This window comes from Romboutsia maritimum, assembly GCF_002251085.2.
Lineage (GTDB): Bacteria > Bacillota > Clostridia > Peptostreptococcales > Peptostreptococcaceae > Romboutsia_B > Romboutsia_B maritimum.
Genome location: NZ_NOJZ02000012.1, coordinates 34,296 through 54,578 on the forward strand (window position 1 = coordinate 34,296; position 20,283 = coordinate 54,578).

At 26.6% G+C, this 20,283-nt stretch carries 18 protein-coding genes and 5 tRNA genes; 18 read left to right on the forward strand and 5 right to left on the reverse strand.

Features of this window, described 5'->3' with window-relative positions:
* Positions 1-35 precede the first annotated feature (35 nt).
* The 6 genes from CHF27_RS08160 (at position 36) to CHF27_RS08185 (ending at position 1,991) form a co-directional block, all read left to right on the forward strand.
* Positions 36-1,325: an adenylosuccinate synthase gene (locus tag CHF27_RS08160; RefSeq protein ID WP_115976058.1), complete on the forward strand. Its 1,290-nt coding sequence runs from the start codon at positions 36-38 to the stop codon at positions 1,323-1,325.
* A gap of 256 nt (positions 1,326-1,581) precedes the next feature.
* Positions 1,582-1,657 (forward strand) — tRNA-Lys (locus CHF27_RS08165).
* A gap of 4 nt (positions 1,658-1,661) precedes the next feature.
* Positions 1,662-1,736: transfer RNA gene (locus CHF27_RS08170), tRNA-Glu, on the forward strand.
* Positions 1,737-1,740: 4 nt separating this feature from the next.
* A tRNA-Val gene (locus CHF27_RS08175) sits at positions 1,741-1,816 on the forward strand.
* Between the two features lie 8 nt (positions 1,817-1,824).
* A tRNA-Asp gene (locus CHF27_RS08180) sits at positions 1,825-1,901 on the forward strand.
* A 15-nt stretch (positions 1,902-1,916) separates the two neighbouring features.
* A tRNA-Thr gene (locus CHF27_RS08185) sits at positions 1,917-1,991 on the forward strand.
* A 132-nt stretch (positions 1,992-2,123) separates the two neighbouring features.
* Here CHF27_RS08185 and CHF27_RS08190 read toward each other — a convergent pair.
* Positions 2,124-3,113, reverse strand: a complete 990-nt coding sequence (locus CHF27_RS08190; RefSeq protein ID WP_095404446.1) for an ATP-binding protein — start codon at positions 3,111-3,113, stop codon at positions 2,124-2,126.
* Positions 3,114-3,121: 8 nt separating this feature from the next.
* A complete protein-coding gene (locus CHF27_RS08195) occupies positions 3,122-4,192 on the reverse strand; it encodes a DnaD domain protein (RefSeq protein ID WP_095404445.1) in 1,071 nt (356 codons plus the stop codon).
* A 96-nt stretch (positions 4,193-4,288) separates the two neighbouring features.
* Here CHF27_RS08195 and CHF27_RS08200 point away from each other — a divergent pair, with 96 nt between their 5' ends.
* From CHF27_RS08200 to CHF27_RS08220, 5 genes are all read left to right on the forward strand, one after another.
* On the forward strand, positions 4,289-5,758 hold the full coding sequence (locus CHF27_RS08200; RefSeq protein WP_095404444.1) for a M1 family metallopeptidase: 1,470 nt from the start codon (positions 4,289-4,291) through the stop codon (positions 5,756-5,758).
* A gap of 87 nt (positions 5,759-5,845) precedes the next feature.
* Entirely contained in the window at positions 5,846-6,643 is a 798-nt protein-coding gene (locus tag CHF27_RS08205; protein ID WP_095404443.1) for an MBL fold metallo-hydrolase, read from the forward strand.
* A gap of 12 nt (positions 6,644-6,655) precedes the next feature.
* Positions 6,656-7,135, forward strand: coding sequence for a 23S rRNA (pseudouridine(1915)-N(3))-methyltransferase RlmH (gene rlmH / locus CHF27_RS08210; RefSeq protein ID WP_095404442.1), 480 nt, complete (start codon positions 6,656-6,658; stop codon positions 7,133-7,135).
* 195 nt (positions 7,136-7,330) lie between these two features.
* The gene (locus CHF27_RS08215) at positions 7,331-7,843 is read left to right on the forward strand and encodes a YcxB family protein (protein ID WP_115976060.1); all 513 of its coding nucleotides are present in this window, start codon (positions 7,331-7,333) and stop codon (positions 7,841-7,843) included.
* Between the two features lie 261 nt (positions 7,844-8,104).
* Positions 8,105-10,462: an EAL domain-containing protein gene (locus CHF27_RS08220; protein ID WP_095404440.1), complete on the forward strand. Its 2,358-nt coding sequence runs from the start codon at positions 8,105-8,107 to the stop codon at positions 10,460-10,462.
* Between the two features lie 188 nt (positions 10,463-10,650).
* On the opposite strand, the gene CHF27_RS14215 is transcribed toward CHF27_RS08220, so the two are convergent.
* Positions 10,651-10,797, reverse strand: a complete 147-nt coding sequence (locus tag CHF27_RS14215) for a hypothetical protein (protein WP_158534737.1) — start codon at positions 10,795-10,797, stop codon at positions 10,651-10,653.
* 184 nt (positions 10,798-10,981) lie between these two features.
* Here CHF27_RS14215 and CHF27_RS14220 point away from each other — a divergent pair, with 184 nt between their 5' ends.
* Entirely contained in the window at positions 10,982-11,149 is a 168-nt protein-coding gene (locus CHF27_RS14220) for a hypothetical protein (protein ID WP_158534738.1), read from the forward strand.
* Between the two features lie 44 nt (positions 11,150-11,193).
* Here CHF27_RS14220 and CHF27_RS08225 read toward each other — a convergent pair whose 3' ends face one another.
* Entirely contained in the window at positions 11,194-12,114 is a 921-nt protein-coding gene (locus CHF27_RS08225; protein ID WP_095404439.1) for a permease prefix domain 1-containing protein, read from the reverse strand.
* 5 nt (positions 12,115-12,119) lie between these two features.
* Positions 12,120-12,446 carry a PadR family transcriptional regulator gene (locus CHF27_RS08230; protein WP_095404438.1) on the reverse strand — a complete coding sequence of 109 codons (327 nt, stop codon included), beginning with the start codon at positions 12,444-12,446 and terminating at the stop codon, positions 12,120-12,122.
* 310 nt (positions 12,447-12,756) lie between these two features.
* Between CHF27_RS08230 and CHF27_RS08235 the strand changes: the two genes are divergently transcribed.
* From CHF27_RS08235 to CHF27_RS08260, 6 genes are all read left to right on the forward strand, one after another.
* Positions 12,757-13,743, forward strand: coding sequence for a helix-turn-helix domain-containing protein (locus tag CHF27_RS08235; protein ID WP_095404437.1), 987 nt, complete (start codon positions 12,757-12,759; stop codon positions 13,741-13,743).
* 69 nt (positions 13,744-13,812) lie between these two features.
* Positions 13,813-14,409 carry an MptD family putative ECF transporter S component gene (locus CHF27_RS08240; RefSeq protein WP_095404436.1) on the forward strand — a complete coding sequence of 199 codons (597 nt, stop codon included), beginning with the start codon at positions 13,813-13,815 and terminating at the stop codon, positions 14,407-14,409.
* Positions 14,410-14,413: 4 nt separating this feature from the next.
* Positions 14,414-15,091 carry an energy-coupling factor transporter transmembrane component T family protein gene (locus tag CHF27_RS08245; RefSeq protein WP_243444977.1) on the forward strand — a complete coding sequence of 226 codons (678 nt, stop codon included), beginning with the start codon at positions 14,414-14,416 and terminating at the stop codon, positions 15,089-15,091.
* Positions 15,092-15,093: 2 nt separating this feature from the next.
* Positions 15,094-16,566 carry an ABC transporter ATP-binding protein gene (locus tag CHF27_RS08250; protein WP_095404435.1) on the forward strand — a complete coding sequence of 491 codons (1,473 nt, stop codon included), beginning with the start codon at positions 15,094-15,096 and terminating at the stop codon, positions 16,564-16,566.
* Entirely contained in the window at positions 16,559-18,310 is a 1,752-nt protein-coding gene (locus CHF27_RS08255; RefSeq protein WP_095404434.1) for an ABC transporter ATP-binding protein, read from the forward strand. Before CHF27_RS08250 ends, CHF27_RS08255 begins: the two co-directional genes overlap by 8 nt.
* Before the next feature lie 14 nt (positions 18,311-18,324).
* Positions 18,325-20,070: an ABC transporter ATP-binding protein gene (locus CHF27_RS08260; RefSeq protein WP_095404433.1), complete on the forward strand. Its 1,746-nt coding sequence runs from the start codon at positions 18,325-18,327 to the stop codon at positions 20,068-20,070.
* Positions 20,071-20,283 lie beyond the last annotated feature (213 nt).

Below are 20,283 nucleotides of genomic sequence, written 5' to 3' on the forward strand. Positions count from 1 at the left end.
AGTGTTCGAATATATATTAAATAGAGGTGAATTACATGAAGACAGTTGCAGTAGTAGGTTCTCAATGGGGAGACGAAGGTAAAGGTAAAGTAATAGATTATCTTGCGACACAAGCTGATGTAGTAATAAGAGGTCAAGGTGGAAATAATGCAGGACATACTTTAGTAGTAGAAGGGAAGAAGTTCGCATTACGTTTAATACCTTCTGGAGTTCTAAATCCTAGTACAATAAATGTAATAGGAAATGGTATAGTATTTGATCCAAAAGGATTTTTAGAAGAAATAGAAATGCTTAATAAAGATAATATAGATACTAGAAATATAAAAATAAGTGATAGAGCACATGTTGTATTTCCATACCACAAAGAATTAGATGCTTTAGCAGAAGAGTCTAGAGGAGATAACAAGATAGGTACTACTAAAAAAGGTATAGGTCCTTGTTATATGGATAAAACTGAGAGATCAGGATTAAGAATATGTGATTTAATGGATAAAGATATATTTGCAAGAAAATTAAGACCGCAAATAGAAGCTAAAAATAAAATTGTTAAAAATATATATGGTAAAGAAGAAATGTTTGACTTCGAAACTATATATAATGAGTACTTAGAATATGCTCAAAAAATAAGACATTATGTGGCAGATACATCTGTTGTAGTTTATGATGCTATAAAAGCAGGTAAAAAAGTTTTATTTGAAGGAGCTCAAGGTACATTATTAGACTTAGATTTAGGTACGTATCCGTATGTTACATCATCTCATCCTATTTCAGGAGGATTTGCTGTAGGAGCTGGAATAGGGCCTAATATGATAAAAGATGTAGTAGGTATCGTTAAAGCTTATACAACTAGAGTTGGAGAAGGTCCGTTTGTTACAGAATTACTTAATGAAACAGGTGATAGAATAAGAACTCAAGGACATGAGTTTGGAACAGTAACAGGTAGAGCAAGAAGATGTGGTTGGTTTGATGCTGTAATAGTTAAATATGCAGCTAGAGTAAATGGATTAACTAGTATATCTTTCATGTTATTAGATGTTTTAACAGGATTTGAGAAGATAAAAATATGTACAGCTTATAAAATGGGAGATAAAGTAATAAACGACTTCCCTGCATCATTAGATGACTTAGCTAAGTGTGAACCTGTATATGAAGAATTAGATGGATGGAATGAAGATATAACTAATGTAGAAAAATTTGAAGACCTTCCAGAAAATGCAAAAAAATATGTAGCTAGAATAGAAGAATTAGTTGGTGTAAATATTGATATGGTTTCAGTAGGACCAAATAGAACACAAACTATAATAAGAAAAAATATATTCTGCTAATAAAAAATAAAATAAAAAATGGAGTATGGAGATATATTTTATCGTACATACTCTATTTTTTATTGCTTTATTTAATACTATAAAATAGCTAAATATATTTAAAACACTAGCTTTAAATTAAGTATAACTAGATTTTAAATAAAAATATTAAAAAAAAATAAAAAAAACATTAAAAAAGTGTTGACGAAAAATCAATAAGACTATATAATAATATTTGTGAGCGAGAGAAACGACGAAATAAGTCGAAAAAAGACATGATCCATTAGCTCAGTCGGTAGAGCACCTGACTTTTAATCAGGGTGTCCCGCGTTCGAGTCGCGGATGGATCACCATTATGGCCCGTTGGTCAAGCGGTCAAGACACCGCCCTTTCACGGCGGTAACAGGGGTTCGATTCCCCTACGGGTCACCAATATGGGATTATAGCTCAGCTGGGAGAGCACCTGCCTTACAAGCAGGGGGTCACAGGTTCGAGCCCTGTTAATCCCACCATATAATGCGGCCTGGTAGTTCAGCTGGTTAGAATGCCAGCCTGTCACGCTGGAGGTCGAGGGTTCGAGTCCCTTCCAGGTCGCCAATTAAATACACTTTTGCTGGTGTGGCTCAACGGTAGAGCAGCTGACTTGTAATCAGCAGGTTGTAGGTTCGATTCCTATCACCAGCTCCAATAAACTCTTAGATGTGTTCTAAGAGTTTTTTATTTTAAATTTGAGCACTAGGCATTAACATGAGTAAATCCACTGAGAACATATATCTTAGATTAAATAAAAAGTAGAAGAAAATATAAATATATTTTCTTCTACTTTTTATTTTCCCATCTTAAATCATTTCCAATAAACTTAACCATTTTAAACCTATCAAAAACTCTAGAAAAAATCCTTTGAGCATAATCAGATCCTAATTGCATAGGAGATAGGTTTGTAGATATAATAGTTTTTTTACCTGATAGTAATCTTGTATTTAATATATTAAATAATTCACTGTTAGTAAAAGAGTTTGTAAGTTCTGTACCTAAATCATCTAATATTAATAAATCACAGTCAAATAAATTTTCATAGTTATCTTTAGTAATATGATGGTCTATATTTTTAAATTTATAGTCCTCTATTATTTCAAACATTTTAAATGCTGTTTGATATATAACTAAATAACCTTTATCTAAAAGAGATTTAGCTATACAGTTACACATAAAAGTTTTTCCTAATCCAGTATCTCCATAGAATAATAAATTTTCTCCATTATCTTTATCAAAGTCTAAAATAAATGATTCGCATATAGATACTATTTCTAATATATTTTGTCTAGGCGACATATTTGAATCATCAATTTTTTCATCAGAGAATATAGAAGTATCTAAGGTAGAAAAATTTTGAGTGTTAAGCATTCTTGATAAATTAGACATTTTATAAGCTTCATTTATGATTGTTTGTTTTAAACAATTACATTTATGGCCATTTTTTAAAAAACCTCTATCATTACAGAAATCGCAGCTATATTGGATATCTAAATATCCTTTTGGTACACGATATTGGTCTAAAAGTTCTATTTTTTGAGCTTTTAGTTTAGTCATTTTATCTTTTGATTCAATAATTATTTTATCTTTATTTTCTGGATTTAAAAGAACCAGTTTAGCTAATTTTAATCCAAGCTGAGTAATTTCATTATCTATATTTTTTATTTCTGGAATTTGAGAATATACATCCTTCTTACGCTGATCAAAATCTGATTCAGCTTTATCTCTTTTTCTTTCATAAGATGTAAGTATATCTCTTAAAATTGATTCTTTCATTTAATCACCTACTTAAATTTGTCTTTTTGACTTTCGCGAAGAAGCTTTTCAAGTTCTTCTGGTGTATATTTGGTAAAAGTTTGATTTATGTTATGGAATCTAGTTTTAACTTTAGGAATAGAATTTTTACTATTACTACTATTGTTATTAGAAGTATTTTTTTTGGATTCCATTTTCTGTTTAAATTCATCATCTAATAATTGTACATCATCTAAAGTTTTTACATTTTTTTCTTTCCAATTTTCAATAATACCATTTATATATGAAATAGATGGTTTTGAAATATTTTTAGATTTAGAACAAGCAGAAAGTATAACTTCTATATCCATATTATATTTATCTAACCAAGTATTCATAATTTTTTCCTCTGATTTAGATGGTGGTCTATAAAAACCTAATTCGTTGAATATAGTTTTATATAGAACATAGCGTTCACTTTTTACAGCAAAACTATCCTTAACATCTTGAGGTGTATATAAATTAGAATCATACCAACTTCTAAGAATAGATTCAATATATTTAACAGGTCTAGCTGAACCATGTTTATCTCTTACATATTCATAGGCATAAAGTATCATATCTGGGTCCATGTTATATTTATTCATTATGTCCAAAATACTAATTTTTTCACCTGGATCAAGATATCTACCAATTATCTGATTTATAGAATTAAACATTTTTCTAATACTTGGATTTTCTGATACAGAAACAATACTATCTGTATTTGATTTTATAGAAGAAGTATTAATATGCATATTATCCATATAAAATCTTTTTAAATCTAAAAATTCTATTGAATAATCAAAATCATTAAGACCTTCATTTTTGTGCATTTTAATTATATTTTTTCTCTCCCAAAATTTCCAAGCATCTATTACATCAGATAGAGGTACATTTAAATTTTTTGCAATTGAATTATTATTAAATTTAGGATTATAACTAGGATCACAAGCCTGTCGATATCCTAAAAGATAAACTTTTACGTATAATCCATTTGCCATAGGCATAAATATATCTATGAAGATATTGGCAATAGTAGTTTCACCTAAATCTATTTCGTTGACTTCCTTAAAAAACATTTTATCACCTCAGATTAAATTATATCATAAAAGATATTATAAATTTATCTTGTAAATATTTTTTTAAATTATTCATGAAAAGTGGGAGGGGATGAGTTGGTTATAAATTTTAACCAAAAGACAAGAAAAATATTATCAATAATAGTAGCTTTAATTATATTAGTGGGAGGTGGTATATATACATTTAAACCAAAAAACAGTTTAGAAACATCAAAACTGGAAGCTGTTAAAAATATAGACAGATATACAATTGAAGCAATATTTGATGATGAAAGTAAAAGATTAATGTGTAATCAAAATGTAGAGTATGTAAATAATACCGATAAGGACCTGGATAAGGTATATTTTCATATTTATCCAAATGCTTTTTCAAAAAAAGAATTTGCTCCTTTTGAGAAAGAAGAGATGAAGAAGGCATATCCAAATGGATTTAATGAAGGGTACATAGATATAAAGAATATATTAAATAATGGAAATAAATTATCATATGAAATTAAAGGAGATAAGAATGATTTATTAGAAATTAAATTAGGAAAAAATATAAAGCCTAATGAAAAAATCTCTATAGATATGAAGTATAATGTTAAGCTTCCTAATTCGTTAGGTAGATTTGGATATGGAGACAATACTATAAATGTAACTAACTGGTTTCCTATAGCTTGTGTAAATGATGATAGAGGATGGAGTTTAAAAAGTTATGAGTCATTAGGAGATCCATTTTATAGCGATACTAGTGATTTTTATGTAAAGTTATTAGCTCCTAGAAAATATAAAATAGGATCTACTGGAAAAGTTACAAATGAAAAATTTGATAGTAATAGAGGTTTTTATGAAATTGAAGCAAAAAAAGTCAGAGATTTTGCATTTATACTGAGTGAGAAATTTAATATAGATAAAGATTCTTTTAAGGGAATTACTATTAATACATATAATTTAAATGAGAAACTTTCAAAAGCCTCTACTAAAATTGCCAAGGATTCAATAGAAATATTTAGTGATTTATTTGGAGATTACCCATACGATACATATTCTGTTATAGCAAGTGACTTTTTTATAGGCGGAATGGAATATCCTATGTTAGTGATGATAGACCAAAGTTTATATAATGAAAAGAATCAATTTTTATTAGAGTATGTTATAGCTCATGAAACAGCTCATCAATGGTGGTATTCTGTAATAGGTAACGATGAAATTAATGAACCTTGGTTAGACGAGGCTCTTACAGAATATTCAACTGTATTATATTTTGAAAAAAAATATGGAAAAGATGTTGGAGATAAGCTTATTAAAACTATGGAAATTCAGACAAAGCATCATTTAAGTGAAAATATTTTTAAACCTAGTACTCAATATAAAAATTCTACAGATTATAGCTTGAATGTATATACAAAGGGAGCAGTTGTATTTAATGAAATAAGAAATAAAGTAGGAGATGAAGTATTTTTTAATACATTAAAAGAATATTATACTAAATATAAATATCAAAATGTGAATGGAGCTAAATTTGTTGAGTTGTGGAATGACAAAGGAGTAGATATAGATAAAATTATAAGAGAATATAAGTAAATTTTGACCAGAGCATTGAATTTTTATTTAATGCTCTGTTTTTTTGGTATAATATAAGTTATGAGTATAAGGAAAAGAGGTGGCATGATGCTAAAATATTGTTCAGTAGGAAGTGGAAGTAGTGGAAATTGTCATTATGTAGGCTATAAAGATACTAATATATTAGTTGATGCAGGCCTTAGCGGAAAAAGAATAACTACAGGACTTAAAGATATAGATATAGATATAAAGACTATAAAAGGAATATTCATAACTCATGAACATTCAGATCATATAAAAGGTGCAGGAATTATATCAAGAAAGTTTAATATACCTATATTTGCCAATATAAAAACATGGTGCTCAATGAAAGATAAATTAGGCGATATTAAAGATCATAATATGAAAGTATTCGAAAATGATAAGACATATTCATTAGGTGATGTAATAATAAAACCATTTTCAATAGAGCATGATGCAGCGGATGCAGTTGGGTATAATTTATATTCAGAAAACGATGAAAAAATTTCAATAGCAACAGATATAGGGTGTGTTACAGATAACATTAGAAAGCATTTATATAAATCAAAATTAGTAGTATTAGAGTCAAATTATGATCCTAATATGTTAATGATGGGGTCTTATCCGTATTCATTAAAGCGAAGAGTAATGTCTGATACAGGGCATTTATCTAATGAAGATGCAGCAAAGTTTTGTGTGGAACTTATAAATAAAGGAACAGAATCTATATTATTGGCTCATTTAAGCAAAGAAAATAATTTTCCTGAGTTAGCTTATGAAACGTCTAAGGGAATATTAACAGAAAATGATATAATAGTAGGACAAGATGTGAAGCTTGATGTTTTATCAAGGGATGAAGTTTCAAACGTGTATATTGCAAAATAAGGAGAATTTTTTATGAATATAAATATAGTTTGTGTTGGAAAGATAAAAGAAAAATATTTAAAGTTAGGAATAGATGAATTTAAAAAAAGATTGTCTAAATACTGTAAATTAGAAATTATAGAATTGGATGATGAAAAAGCTCCTGAGAATTTAAGTTCTAAGGAACTTGATATGATAAAAGATAAAGAAGGTAAAAAGATACTTAGCAAGGTAAAGGGGAACAGTTATGTTATAGCCTTAGCTATAGATGGTAAAAATTTATCTTCAGAAGAGTTTGCTTCTACTATGAGTAATTTAGGTGTTAGAGGAAAAAGTCATATAACATTTATTATAGGTGGATCGTTGGGGCTTTCTGATGAGGTTTTAGCAAGGGCAGATTATAAGTTATCTTTTTCTAAGATGACTTTCCCTCATCAGTTAATGAGATTGATATTATTAGAGCAGGTTTATAGAGCTTATAGAATAAATAATGGAGAACCGTATCACAAGTAAGGGATACGGTTTTTTATAAACTATTATAAACAGCAAAAACTATAACTAAGCTAGAATTTAATAAGATATTTAGTAAAGGAAGTTTAAATAAGATGAAGATCCTTCCTTTTTTCATATTCCTACACTTAATTGTACTTGTTTTAAATTTGTAATATAATTAAGAAAAAATTTTAAATAGGAAGATGGGGAGCATTAATGAAAATGAATTTTGAAATAACAAAAGATGACTATATAAATTTTAATTTACATCATTTAGAAAATTCTAAATCACAGAAAAATACATTTAACATTCTTAGATATGTTATACCTATAATATTTTCTATACTAATATACTTTATAGGAACAGGTATACTTAATCAGCAAAGTATATATTGGATTATAGTAGCTATAATTTTTTCGATTATTTGGATTTTGACATACCCCAAACAATATAAAAAATTGATAGCTAAACAAACTGATAAAATTTTAAGTGAAGGCGATAATTCCTCTATATTTGGAAGTAAGAGTTTAGAAATTGTTGATGGAACAATAGTAGTAAAAGGAGACTTTACATCAGAAACAGTATCATTAGAAAGTATCAAAGATATAAAAGTTTACGAAGATATGATTCTTATATATATAAGTGGATTTGTAGCTCATATAATTCCAAGAAGGTACTTAGACAAAGAGACGGAGAAAGAGTTTATAAAAGAGCTTAAAAATAGTTGATATTTTTCAACAAAAAAATACGCGCTCCGTTGGAGGAGTAACGGAGAATGGCTAAAAAATATATTATATGAATTGACAGTATCTATTATTAAAAGATACTGTTTTTAATTTGATAGATAAAATTTATTATGATGAACTAATTAAATTTTGATATTATAGATATTATTACTATTAAAAAAATAATTATCATAAATGTTTTTGTTATTAAGACGGATATATATATTATTGGAAAATTATATATCAGGAGGTAAAAAACAACAGATGAATAAAAGACGAATATCTATAATTTCTAATGATACAAAATTTTTTTTAAAGATAGCCAATGAATTTAATAATAAATATTATAAATTAATGATATGTGAAAATATAAATAACGTTATCAACATAGATTTAGATTTACTATTGATAGATACTAATATAGGATATGAGGAATCTATATATGCTATAAAGAAAATAAGAAATAAATTTTTACAAGGACAAGTAGGTATAATATTATGTATAGATAAAATTGACATTGGAAATTTAAACGAATATATAGAAGTAGGCGCAGATGATTACTTATTAAATCCATTCACAACAGAAGAACTCTATATAAGAGTTACTAATCAAATCAGATTAATGAATGCTGAAAAAAAATCTAATATGAAAGATATACAATTTAATGCATTATTAAATAATACTCCATATATGTCTTGGTTTAAAGATAAAGATAGTAATTATATTAAAGTAAATAATGACCTCATGGTACATAGTGGGAAAACAATGGAGCAGATAAAAGGCAGAGGTGATCAATATGTATGGAATGGAAATATAGGGGATAAATGTAGAGAATATGATTTAGAAGTTATGAATAAAAGAAAACAAGTAGTTTTTGATGAAGTTATTATAGGAAAAAAGGGATACAGAGAATTTAATATATATAAAGCACCTGTGATAGATGAGCGTGATGAAGTCATAGGTACTATTGGAGTTGCTAGAGATATTACTGAATTAAAAAATAAAGATGCAAAACTGCAAATCTTTATGGATAATTTACCTTTTCCAGTATGGCTAAGTGATATAAATGGAGTACATATAAATGGAAATAAACAGTTTACACAATATTTTAATATAAATATTGATGAACCAATAAATCAAACCTCTAAAAAATTCTTTTTAGAAAAGTATGTAAAAGGAATTTATAAAAAAAATGAAGAAGTAATTAAAAGAAGAGAACCTATGAAGTTTGAGGAATATTTAGAAACTAATAAAGGTAGAAGAGCAGTAGAAATTTATAAGACACCTGTATTTGATATAGGCAAGGAAGTCATAGGTATTACAAGTGCTCTTATAGATGTTACAGAGATTAAAGAAGCAGAAAGAGAAATAAAAAAGCAAGCTTTTACAGATTCACTTACTCAAATATCAAATAGAAGAGCCTTATATAATTATATGGAGAAAGAAACTGATTATAGTAAGATAGGTATGATGTATGTAGACATTGATAATTTTAAAGATATTAATGATTATTATGGACATGATTTTGGAGATGAAGTTATTATATCTCTATCAAATAGGCTTAGAGAAATTTGCAAGGATAATTTTTTATGTCGTTTAGGTGGAGATGAATTTTTAATTGTTTTTAAAAACATAGAAAATGTAGATATCATATGTGATAAAGCGAAAGAAATATTAGAAAAAGCATATGTACAAAAAAATAATAACAATTATGAATTTTCTCTTAGTATAGGAATTGCAATGGGAGATTGTACAGTTAATATTGATAGGTTACTTATGAAAGTAGATATAGCAATGTATAAAGCTAAAGAATTGGGCAAAAACAAATTTATGATATACACTAAAGAGTTGGAAGATGAAAAGAATTTAAAATTAAGTATAGAAAAAGACTTAGGAAATGCTATAGAAAAAAATGAAGTAAAATTATTTTATCAGCCACAATATACAGTAGATAAGAAACTAAAAGGTTTTGAAGCTTTATTTAGATGGAAAAATGATAAATATAAAAATATTCCAGTTATTAAAATAATAGAGATAATGGAAAATAGTAATTTAATAATAGATATGGGATATTATATAATACGTGAAGCATGTAAATTTGCTGAAAAAATAAATGAAAATGCAAAAGAGAAAATTATAGTTTCTGTTAATATATCACCAGTTCAAATAATGGACAAGGATTTTGTGGCAAAGATAAAATCAATATTAAAGGAAACGGGTGTATGTATAGATTGTCTTGGAATAGAAATAACAGAAACAGTATTACTTAAAAATATAGAGGAAAATATAAAAAAAATTAAAGAGCTAAAAGATATCGGAATAATAATTAGCTTAGATGATTTTGGAACAGGTTATTCATCACTTAATTATATTGTAAAACTTCCTTTATCTATAATAAAAATAGATAGAAGTTTTATTAATGGTATGGATTTACAAGATGAATATACAAAAATTTTAAGACTAATCATTGAATCAGCACATTCATTAAATTTACCAATAGTGGCTGAAGGCGTTGAAACTGAAGAACAATTAGATAAATTAAAGCATATGAATGTGGATTACATTCAAGGATATTTATTCTCTAAGCCATTAGAAGAAGAAGATGCATTGAAGTTGTTGTAGGGCTATCGGATTAAGTAAATAAAAATTAAATTTGAGAAATTAGCACTAATATTTGTAAGATGGAGTTCTTTTTTCTTTGAATTTAGTGAAAAGTTCACAAATAATCCAGAGAGAGATATTAGCACAATAAGTAACGGAGTGTAGTTTTATATATTAAAATTGACTTTGGTGGAATATGATGGTTATGTTTATAAAATACTTTGATGGGGATACACTTTAGGAGGACAAAAAATGGCATCCACACAATCCATAGGTACATCTGTTAAATAGCTTGGGATTGCTTCAAAATCACCTAAAGTAAATGTAATCCAGCCACAATCTGGTTTTGAAAACATAAATTTATCCTCCAATAAATAGTAATTATAAAAATTATTTTAGACGGAAGGTTGAATTAGTAACGTTGCCAAAACTATAAGAATAGAAAATAATATATTTATAGCTGAGAATACGATTAATGGCCAATTAATAATTTTTTTCCTCAAGAACTTCTTCTTCTATAACATCATCTTTATTATAGGATTGTTCTTTTCTAATTGTTTTAACAAAAATACAGTATATTCTCAAGAACAACTAAATGAGATTGCATCTAAATGGAATTCTATTCCTAGAAGATCATTAGATTATCAAACATCAAATGAGGTTATGAAAAAAGCAACTGGATTTAAAAGTCTACTTCCAGTTGCTTAGTTAATCATAAGTAATTTGTCTGATTTAAATTGACAATTCAGGTATTAAAAAAATTGACGATGTTCTATATCATTAAGCTTAAAAATTTCATCTACTAAATTCATTTGATAAGAACTTACCTTAATAAATTGGCTATAGGATGAAACTTTAAAAGAATTAGATGAAGAATTTTTCTTAAATTTCAATTCGATAGAGTAAACAACTTTGTTTTTAGAATGTTGTTTAACCCATCTATATCCAGCTATATTATTCCAAGGAATAAAAGATTGAAAAGTAAGAATACCATCAGGATATACAATATTATTTTGAACTTTAGGGCTTAAACAAGAAAATATAATAATCATAATTAAGTACATTGTTAAAAGAGGCACAGTCTCTAAAGTTTCGTATAATATTTTATTTTTTGGTATAGTATTAAGTTCTGTAAAATATACTATTATATTTAGTAAAAATGAAATTATAAATAGCCACTTAAAAGGCTTTAATATATTTTCATACCAAGCAGATTCTTTATATGATTGAATATAAAAAATAGGATTTTCTTTGGCTAGTTTTATATCTTTCCTATATGTTTTGATAAGAGTAATAAGAAATGGAATATAACAAATAAGAAAAATCATACATATAAAAATATCTGAAAAAGCATAAATATTATTCATATAACCATAAATATTAATTGATAAAAATATAACCATACATGAAACAATTAAACCAACTACAAATAATCTTTTATTACCAGAAATATTGTCTTTAAAATTTGAACTTAAAGTATCAGGATCTCCCATTTGCCTTAATGCATTTGATGTTGCATCTTCAATAGTCATACCATCAGTTGTATACTCATCAATATAACTATCAATATGATCTTTAAGCTCATCTCGTATATCTTTTGCTCGTTCTTCAGTTGAAACAAATCTGCATACAGATTGTAAAAAATTCTCTATAGGATTTCTTTTTTTAGTCATTATAATCATTCCCCCAATACAAAGTCCATTGTTTTACTAAACAGTTTCCACTCATTTTCTCTAACTTCCAGTTCTTTAAGACCTTTTGTTGTAATTTTATAGTATTTCCTACGTCTACCGTTTTCTACATCCCAAAAAGATTCGATAAACTTGTTTTTTTCAAGGTCATGTAAAATAGGATATAAAGTTCCTTCCTTGAAAAAAAACACCCCATTTGATTTATTTTCGATTTTTTTTATCATACCATATCCATAAAGAGGTTCTTCTTTTAGTGTATTTAAGATAATGGTAACAGTACTTCCTTTTATAAGTTCTTTATTTATAACTAACACCTCGGATTCCTATGTATTATGAATAAAGTATATTATTTATTGTTAAAAAAATCAAGTGCAAACTTAAAATTAGTATGTGATAAAAATTCACTGACTTCTTCATAAAATAATATTTACAACTAATAAATTAAAATATAAAAAATAATAGAAATACTTCAAAAATCTTATGAAAAAAATATAAATTAATAAAACTTCTTGAAAAGAGTATAAAAAATATATATTGTGCTAATTCTGAACTTGTGTTATGCATAAAATGTGTGGGTAATATAAAATAATTACAGGGGTTATATTTGCAATATGGAGGAAAATAATGATAGAAAAATTATATGGTGAAATAATTGAAACAGTAATAGATAATGAGAATGAGAAAATACTAAATATAGAAAATGATAGTGGCAGTGGGAAAATAGTAGTGTATAAGTTATTTGAAGGTATAAAGTTATTATATAATAACCTAAATCTTGAATACTGTAGTGGAAGCTCTATTAAATTTCCAAATATTATAGAAATAAATCATTGTAAGTATGGAAGATATGAATGCGAATTGAAAAAAAATAAATTTGAATACATATCTGAAGGAGATTTGGGAATTTATTTACTAGATAATAAAAAATATTCTAAAGCATTTTTTCCAAATAGACAATATTGTGGAATTAGCATATTAATAGATATAGATAAAATAAAAAACTTTGATTTATTTAAAAGTTTTGGAGTAGATATAATTAGCATTTACGAAAAAGTAAAGAAAAATGATTTATGTAAAATAATAAGGGCTAATGAGCAATTAGATCATATCTTTTATGAAGTATACACATCGAATGAAGAAAATAAATTTTACTATATGAGAATAAAAATAATAGAGTTATTACTTTTTTTAGGGGAAATAGATTATAGTATTAAAAAAAATAAAAAGTATTTAACAAAATATCAAGTGCAAAAAACCAAGGATATAAAAGAGTTTATAATAAGCGATATAACAAAACATTATAAAATAGAAGAATTAGCACAATTATTTAACTTATCACAGACTACTATAAAAAATTGGTTTAAGGAAGTTTATGGAATAGGTATTTATACATATTTAAAAAATTACAGATTACAAGAATCTGTTAGGTATTTAAAGGAAAGTGACTACTCAATACTTGAAATATCTAATATTATAGGTTATTCAAATCCTTCAAAATTTTCATCTGCATTTAAACAAGAATATGGATACTCTCCAAAAGAATTTAAAAAACATATCCAAATGGATAAGTTGTGTCCTTTAAGAGTGGATAATGATTATCAAATGGATTAGTATTTTAAGTGAAAGTTGGTATTAATTAACTAATGTTATTTAAAACTTAAAATATTAAGGGGGATTAAAATGGAGGAATCTAGCAAGAAACTAACAGTAAAAGACTTAGCAACAATAGGAATATTTTGCGCTATCATGGTTGTAGTTTTTATTGCATTTTCAATGATTACAGGAGCATCACTTTTCTTTAACATGATATTAAATGCTGTATTTACAGCACTTATATTATCACCATTTTTCGTATATCTATGCATGAAGGTTGCAAAGCCTGGTATATGCTTTATATACAATGCAATACATGCAATTATGGCAGGATTACTTATGGGACCTTTTTTGATACCTTGGTTTATTGGAGGAGGAATAATAGCAGAAGCTTTTATGATAGGTAATAAAACATACAAAAACATAAAAAGAGTTACTATAGCTTGGGTTATAACTTCTTTAGTTAGAGCAATGCATGGTATGAGTGAGATATGGTTTTTCAAAGATGCATTTATAAAAAGTGGAGTATCACCTGAACAGGTAGCTGTACAAGCTCAGTATTATACTTCACCTAAATGGGTTTTAATAAGTTGTGGATTGACAGTTATGGCAGCTGTTTGTGGATGTATGCTAAGTAATAAGATAATGGAAAAATATTTTAAAAAGAGTGGAGCAATAAGATAAACTTATGAAACCAATGGAATTTGATTTTAGAACAAAATTATTAGTTCTTATTTTAAATATATATCTTGTATCAATAATTTCACGAGAGAGTCTTTTTAGATCTCTCATACTTTTTTTATCGATTTACTTAATTATACAAGGTAAAACAAAGCCACTTATAAAATGTTTAGTTTTATATGCCATATTAATTATACTAAGGTTAATTTCTAATGGAGAAGGAATAACTATTTTGCTTCCAGAGATGTTTTTATTTTTAGTAATAAGAATGATAGCTATTATAATGTCAGCTATACCTATTTTAGGTATGCCACCTGGCGAAATAGTATCAGTATTAAAAAAACTTAAAGTTCCAAATTGTATAGGTCTACCTTTTATTTTTATGATTAGGTTTTTTCCTACTGTTAAGATGGAATTTAAAGAGGTTTTTGAATCCATTAGGTTAAGGAATATTGTAAGTATAAAAGAACCTGTAAAAGCATTAGAGTATACTTTTGTTCCTGTTATGATAAGGTCTACAAGAATAGCTGAAGAGCTAGCAGCAGCATCTGAAAGTAGAGGAATATCAAGACCAGGAATTCACACATCGAGGAGAAAAATTAAATTATGCATTAAAGATTATATTTTAATGCTAATAGCTATAATTGCTTTTATAGTTTTGTTTATTTTAGAAAAGGGGTACTAAATATGATTAGCTTAAAAAATGTAACTTACTTTTATCAAAATCACAAAAACCCTGCAATAAAAAATATTAATATTGATATAAAAAAGGGAGAACTTGTAGTTTTAACAGGAAATAGTGGATGTGGTAAAACTACTGTAACTAGAGTAGTAAATGGACTAGCACAAAAGTTTTATGAAGGAAAATTAAGTGGACAAGTAATTGTAAATAACTTTGATATAGGTAAAAAAAAATTATGGGAATTAGGAAAAGATATAGGGTCTGTATTCCAAGATCCCAAAAGCCAATTTTTTGCTACCCTAGTAGAAGATGAAGTAGCTTTTGGATGTGAAAACTATGGAGTAGATGAAAATGAAATATATGATAGAGTATATAAGGCTTTAGAAATGGTAAATGGACTTAACTTAAGTGGTAAAGAATTATTTAATTTATCAAGTGGAGAAAAGCAAAAGATAGCTATAGCATCTATAAGTGCCTTAAATCCAGATATTTATGTATTTGATGAGCCATCTGCAAATTTGGATATGTATTCTGTAGAACAATTAAAACAAATGATTGAATACTTAAAAGGACTAGGGAAAACTATACTTATCTCAGAACATAGATTGTATTATTTAAAGGATTTAGCAGATAGATATATATATATGAAAGATGGAGAAATAAAGTATATATGGGGCAAAGAAGAAGTAGATAATATAACTACTAAAAGATGGGAGAGTTTAGGTCTTAGACATTTAGATTTAAAAAATATAGATGATTTAAAGTTAAATAACAATAATATCAAAAGCAAAGTTTTTTTAGAAATCAAAAACTTAGATTTTAATTATAAAAAGGATAGGATTTTTAGTAAATTAAATTTAGCTTTTAAAAGTGGAGAAATTACTTGTATAACAGGAGAAAATGGAGCAGGAAAAACTACTTTAGCTAAGATATTATGTGGGTTATTAAAAGAAAATGGAGGAAGTTTAGAATATAACAATAAACCTTTAAAAAATAAAGACAGAAGAAAAATTTCATATTTTGTATCTCAAAATACAGATTGTCAACTGTTTAGCGAAAGTGTAACAGAGGAATTACTTTTGAGCAATGAAGTTATAGATGCTAAAGATGTTTTAAAAAATTATGGATTAGAAAAGCTTATAAAATGTAACCCATCTACTTTATCAGGAGGTGAAAGGCAAAGATTAACACTTGCTGTAGCAGACGTTATAAATAGAGATATATTAATATTTGATGAGCCTACAAGTGGAGTGGATAAAAATAATATGAATTTAATTTCAAAAAGATTTAAAGAACTAGCTAGTAAAGGAAAAATAATAATAGTTATTACCCATGATTATGAATTTATAAAAGAATCTTGTGAAAAGGTTGTTTTAATAAATAGTAAAGAAAAAATAGAAAAGATTAATGTATGTAAAGATAGCAAGCGTTTGTTAGTAGCTATGACGAGAAACATGGGAGTGAGTGTAAATGTATGATGATAATGAAAACAAAAAAGTTTTTGAATTTGCAGGAAACTATAAATACTTAACTATAATATCTTGTATACTATCAGGAATTAGTACCATATTAGGTGTAGTTCCTTTTATATGTGTATATAAAGTTATAGAGGTTTTTATAAATAATACAGAAAATGTAAGTAACTCTAGTAACTATGCACTTATTGCTTTGTTATTTGCAGTATTTAGTATATTGATTTATTATATTTCTCTTTCTTTTTCACATATTGCTGCATTTAGAATTGCTAAGAATATGAAAAAGAAAACTCTACATCATTTAATGACACTACCTATGGGATACTTCATGTTAAATAGTAGTGGAAAAATAAGAAAAATAATAGATGATAATGCAGGACTTACAGAAGATTTTTTAGCACACCAATTACCAGACTTTATAGCAGCATTAATTATGCCAATCATATTTATTGTATGTTTATTTATTTTTAATCCTATATTAGGTGTAGTTTGCTTAATACCACTTATTCTTTCAGTCTTATTTATGAAACAAATGATGGGTGGAGAAAACGCAAAATTTATGAGTAAATATATGAATTCTCTAGAGAATATGAACAAAGAAGCTGTTGAGTATATTAGAGGAATACCAATCATAAAAGTATTTAATCAAAGTATATTTTCTTTTAAAAGTTTCTACAAATCAATAACTGATTATAATGAATTTGCAAGTGGTTATGCACTTAGTTGTAGAATTCCTATGACTAATTTTAAAGTATCATTAAATAGCTTTTTCATATTTTTAATACCTATTAGTGTTTTGGTATTTAAAAATACAAATGAGCCTAAAAAAATATTTTTAGATATGTTTTTTTATATCCTTTTTACACCATTGTGTACAAATATGATTATGAAGTTGATATTTACGCAAGAAAATTTACTTCAAACTAAAGAAGCTGTAAGACGTATTTCAAATTTATTAAATGAACAACCACTAAAGAAAAGTGATAATACAAAAAACGTAGAGAATTTTAGTATTGATATTAAAGATGTTTCTTTTTCTTATTCAAAAGGTAAAACTGTATTAGATAATATTAATTTAAAAATAAATGAAGGAGAAACTGTTGCAATAGTAGGGTCTAGTGGTAGTGGTAAAACAACACTTGCAAGTTTAATCCCTAGATTCTTTGATGTAAGTAAAGGAAGTATAAGTATTGGGGGCGTTAATGTAGTTGATATAAAACAAGAGGATTTAATGAACTATATAACTTTTGTGTTTCAAGAAAGTAAATTATTTAAATCTAGTATAGTTGAAAATGTGAAAATAGGTAAAAAAGATGCAACGGATGAAGAAATAAAAAAATCACTACAAATGGCACAATGTAATGATATTATAGAAAAAATGAAAGATGGTATAAATACTAAAATAGGAAGTAAAGGGGTATATCTTTCAGGAGGAGAAAAACAAAGAATAGCTTTAGCTAGAGCAATACTAAAAAATTCTCCTATAGTTATATTAGATGAAGCTACTTCTTCAGCTGATGCAGAAAATGAATATTTAATCCAAAAGGCTTTTGAAAAACTATCAAAAGATAAGACTGTTTTATTAATAGCACATAGATTATCTACAGTTGTAAATGCAAATAAGATAGTAGTAATGGATAAAGGTAAAATAGTAGAAGTAGGGTCTCATAGAAGTCTTTTAGATAAAAATGGAATATATGCTAATATGTTAAGACAATATGAATCCTCTGTAAGTTGGGAAATATAGAAAGGAGCATAAAGATGTTTAACTATTTACAAGCTAAATACGACTTAAGTAATGAGGGATTAAAATCACTAAAAAAAGGAATTTTATTTAGTGTATTATCTAATTTATCTATTATGATACCTATATTTTTACTAACTAAAGTTTTAAGTAAAATGCTAGATGTTGTAACTATGAACTCAAGTGACACAAGTGTAAATGTAATAGGTTATACAATTATAGGAGTTTTTGTACTATTTATTATGTTTGTATTTTCATATTATCAGTATACGATTACTTATGTTAATACCTATGAGGAAAGTTCAAAGAGAAGAATACAAATAGCAGAGCATTTGAGAAAGCTTCCATTATCATTTTTTGCAAAAAAAGATTTATCGGATTTGACAAGTACAATTATGTCAGACTGTGCAGGGTTTGAACATGCATTTTCTCATGCCATACCTCAGTTTTATGGTTCTATTATTTCAACTGTAATTATAATTTTAGCACTTTGTGTTTTGAACTTTAAAATGGCTATTGCAGTTTTTTGGGTAGCACCATTTGCATTTTTTATAATATTTATATCAAGAAAGTTACAAGCTAAGTTTGGTAAAAAGCATATGGAAAAAAAGCTAAGTGTTTCAGATACTATACAGGAAACTTTAGAATTAATTCAAGAAATACAAGCTTATAATATACAAAATGAACATGGAAATTTAATAGATTATAGGTTGGAAGAAGCAGAAAAATCACAAAACAAATCAGAACTATTAACAGCTACATTATTAACAGTGGCTCAAATGTTTTTAAGACTAGGATTAGCAACAGTTATTGTAGTTGGGAATAATATGATTATAAATCAAGATACAGATTTATTTACTTATATATTATTTCTAATAGTTGCAAGTATGATTTATGATCCGCTTTCTCAGACAATGAATAATTTAGCTCAAATATTTAACACAGATATAATCGTAGAAAGATTGAAAACGGTTTATAATGAACCTATTTTAGAAGGAGATAAAAATATTAAGTTTGAAAATTTTGATATTGAATTTAAGAACGTAGGATTTGCTTATGATAAAAATAAAAATACTATAAATAATCTTGATTTTAAAGCTAAGCAAGGAGAAAAGATTGCTTTAGTAGGATTTTCAGGAAGTGGTAAAAGTACGGTTTTAAAACTTGCTGCAAGATTTCACCATATAAATAAAGGCAAGATTTTTGTAGGAGGAAAAGATATTTCAAATATAGATGAAACGAGTTTACTTAACTATTACTCTATAGTATTTCAAAATGTTTTATTGTTTGATAACACTATAATGGAAAATATTAGGCTAGGAAAAAAAGAAGCAACAGATGATGAGGTTATTAAAGCTGCTAAACTTGCAAATTGTCATGAATTTATCATAGGATTAAAAGATGGATACAATACTAAAATAGGTGAAAATGGCAGGTTGTTATCAGGTGGTGAAAAACAAAGAATTTCTATTGCTAGAGCTATTTTAAAAGATGCTCCTATAATTTTATTAGATGAAATTACTTCTTCTTTAGATGTTGAAAATGAGATTTTAATTCAAGAAGCTATATCTAGAATTATAAAAGGCAAAACTGTTATAATTGTGGCTCACAAAATGAAAACTATTCAAAATTGTGATAATATAATTGTTATGAAAGATGGAAGTAAGGTTGAAGAAGGGGTTCATGAGGAATTGATGGATAAAAAAGGGGTATACTACAAGTTATGGAATATTCAAAATAAATCAAGTGATTGGGCTTTATAATGTGCTTATTAGTTAAGTATCTCTTTTTTAAATGGTAAGAATATACTAGAAAATAATAATAAGTCAAGTTAAGAATCTACCCAAAACTATGGTTATAGTTCTCAAGAAAAACCGTTATATTCTAACGATAACATGTAAGATAAAGTTTTTCCAGAATATAATATTACCGAAAAAGTTGTTAAATTAGAATATTTGAAATATGATTTATATCAA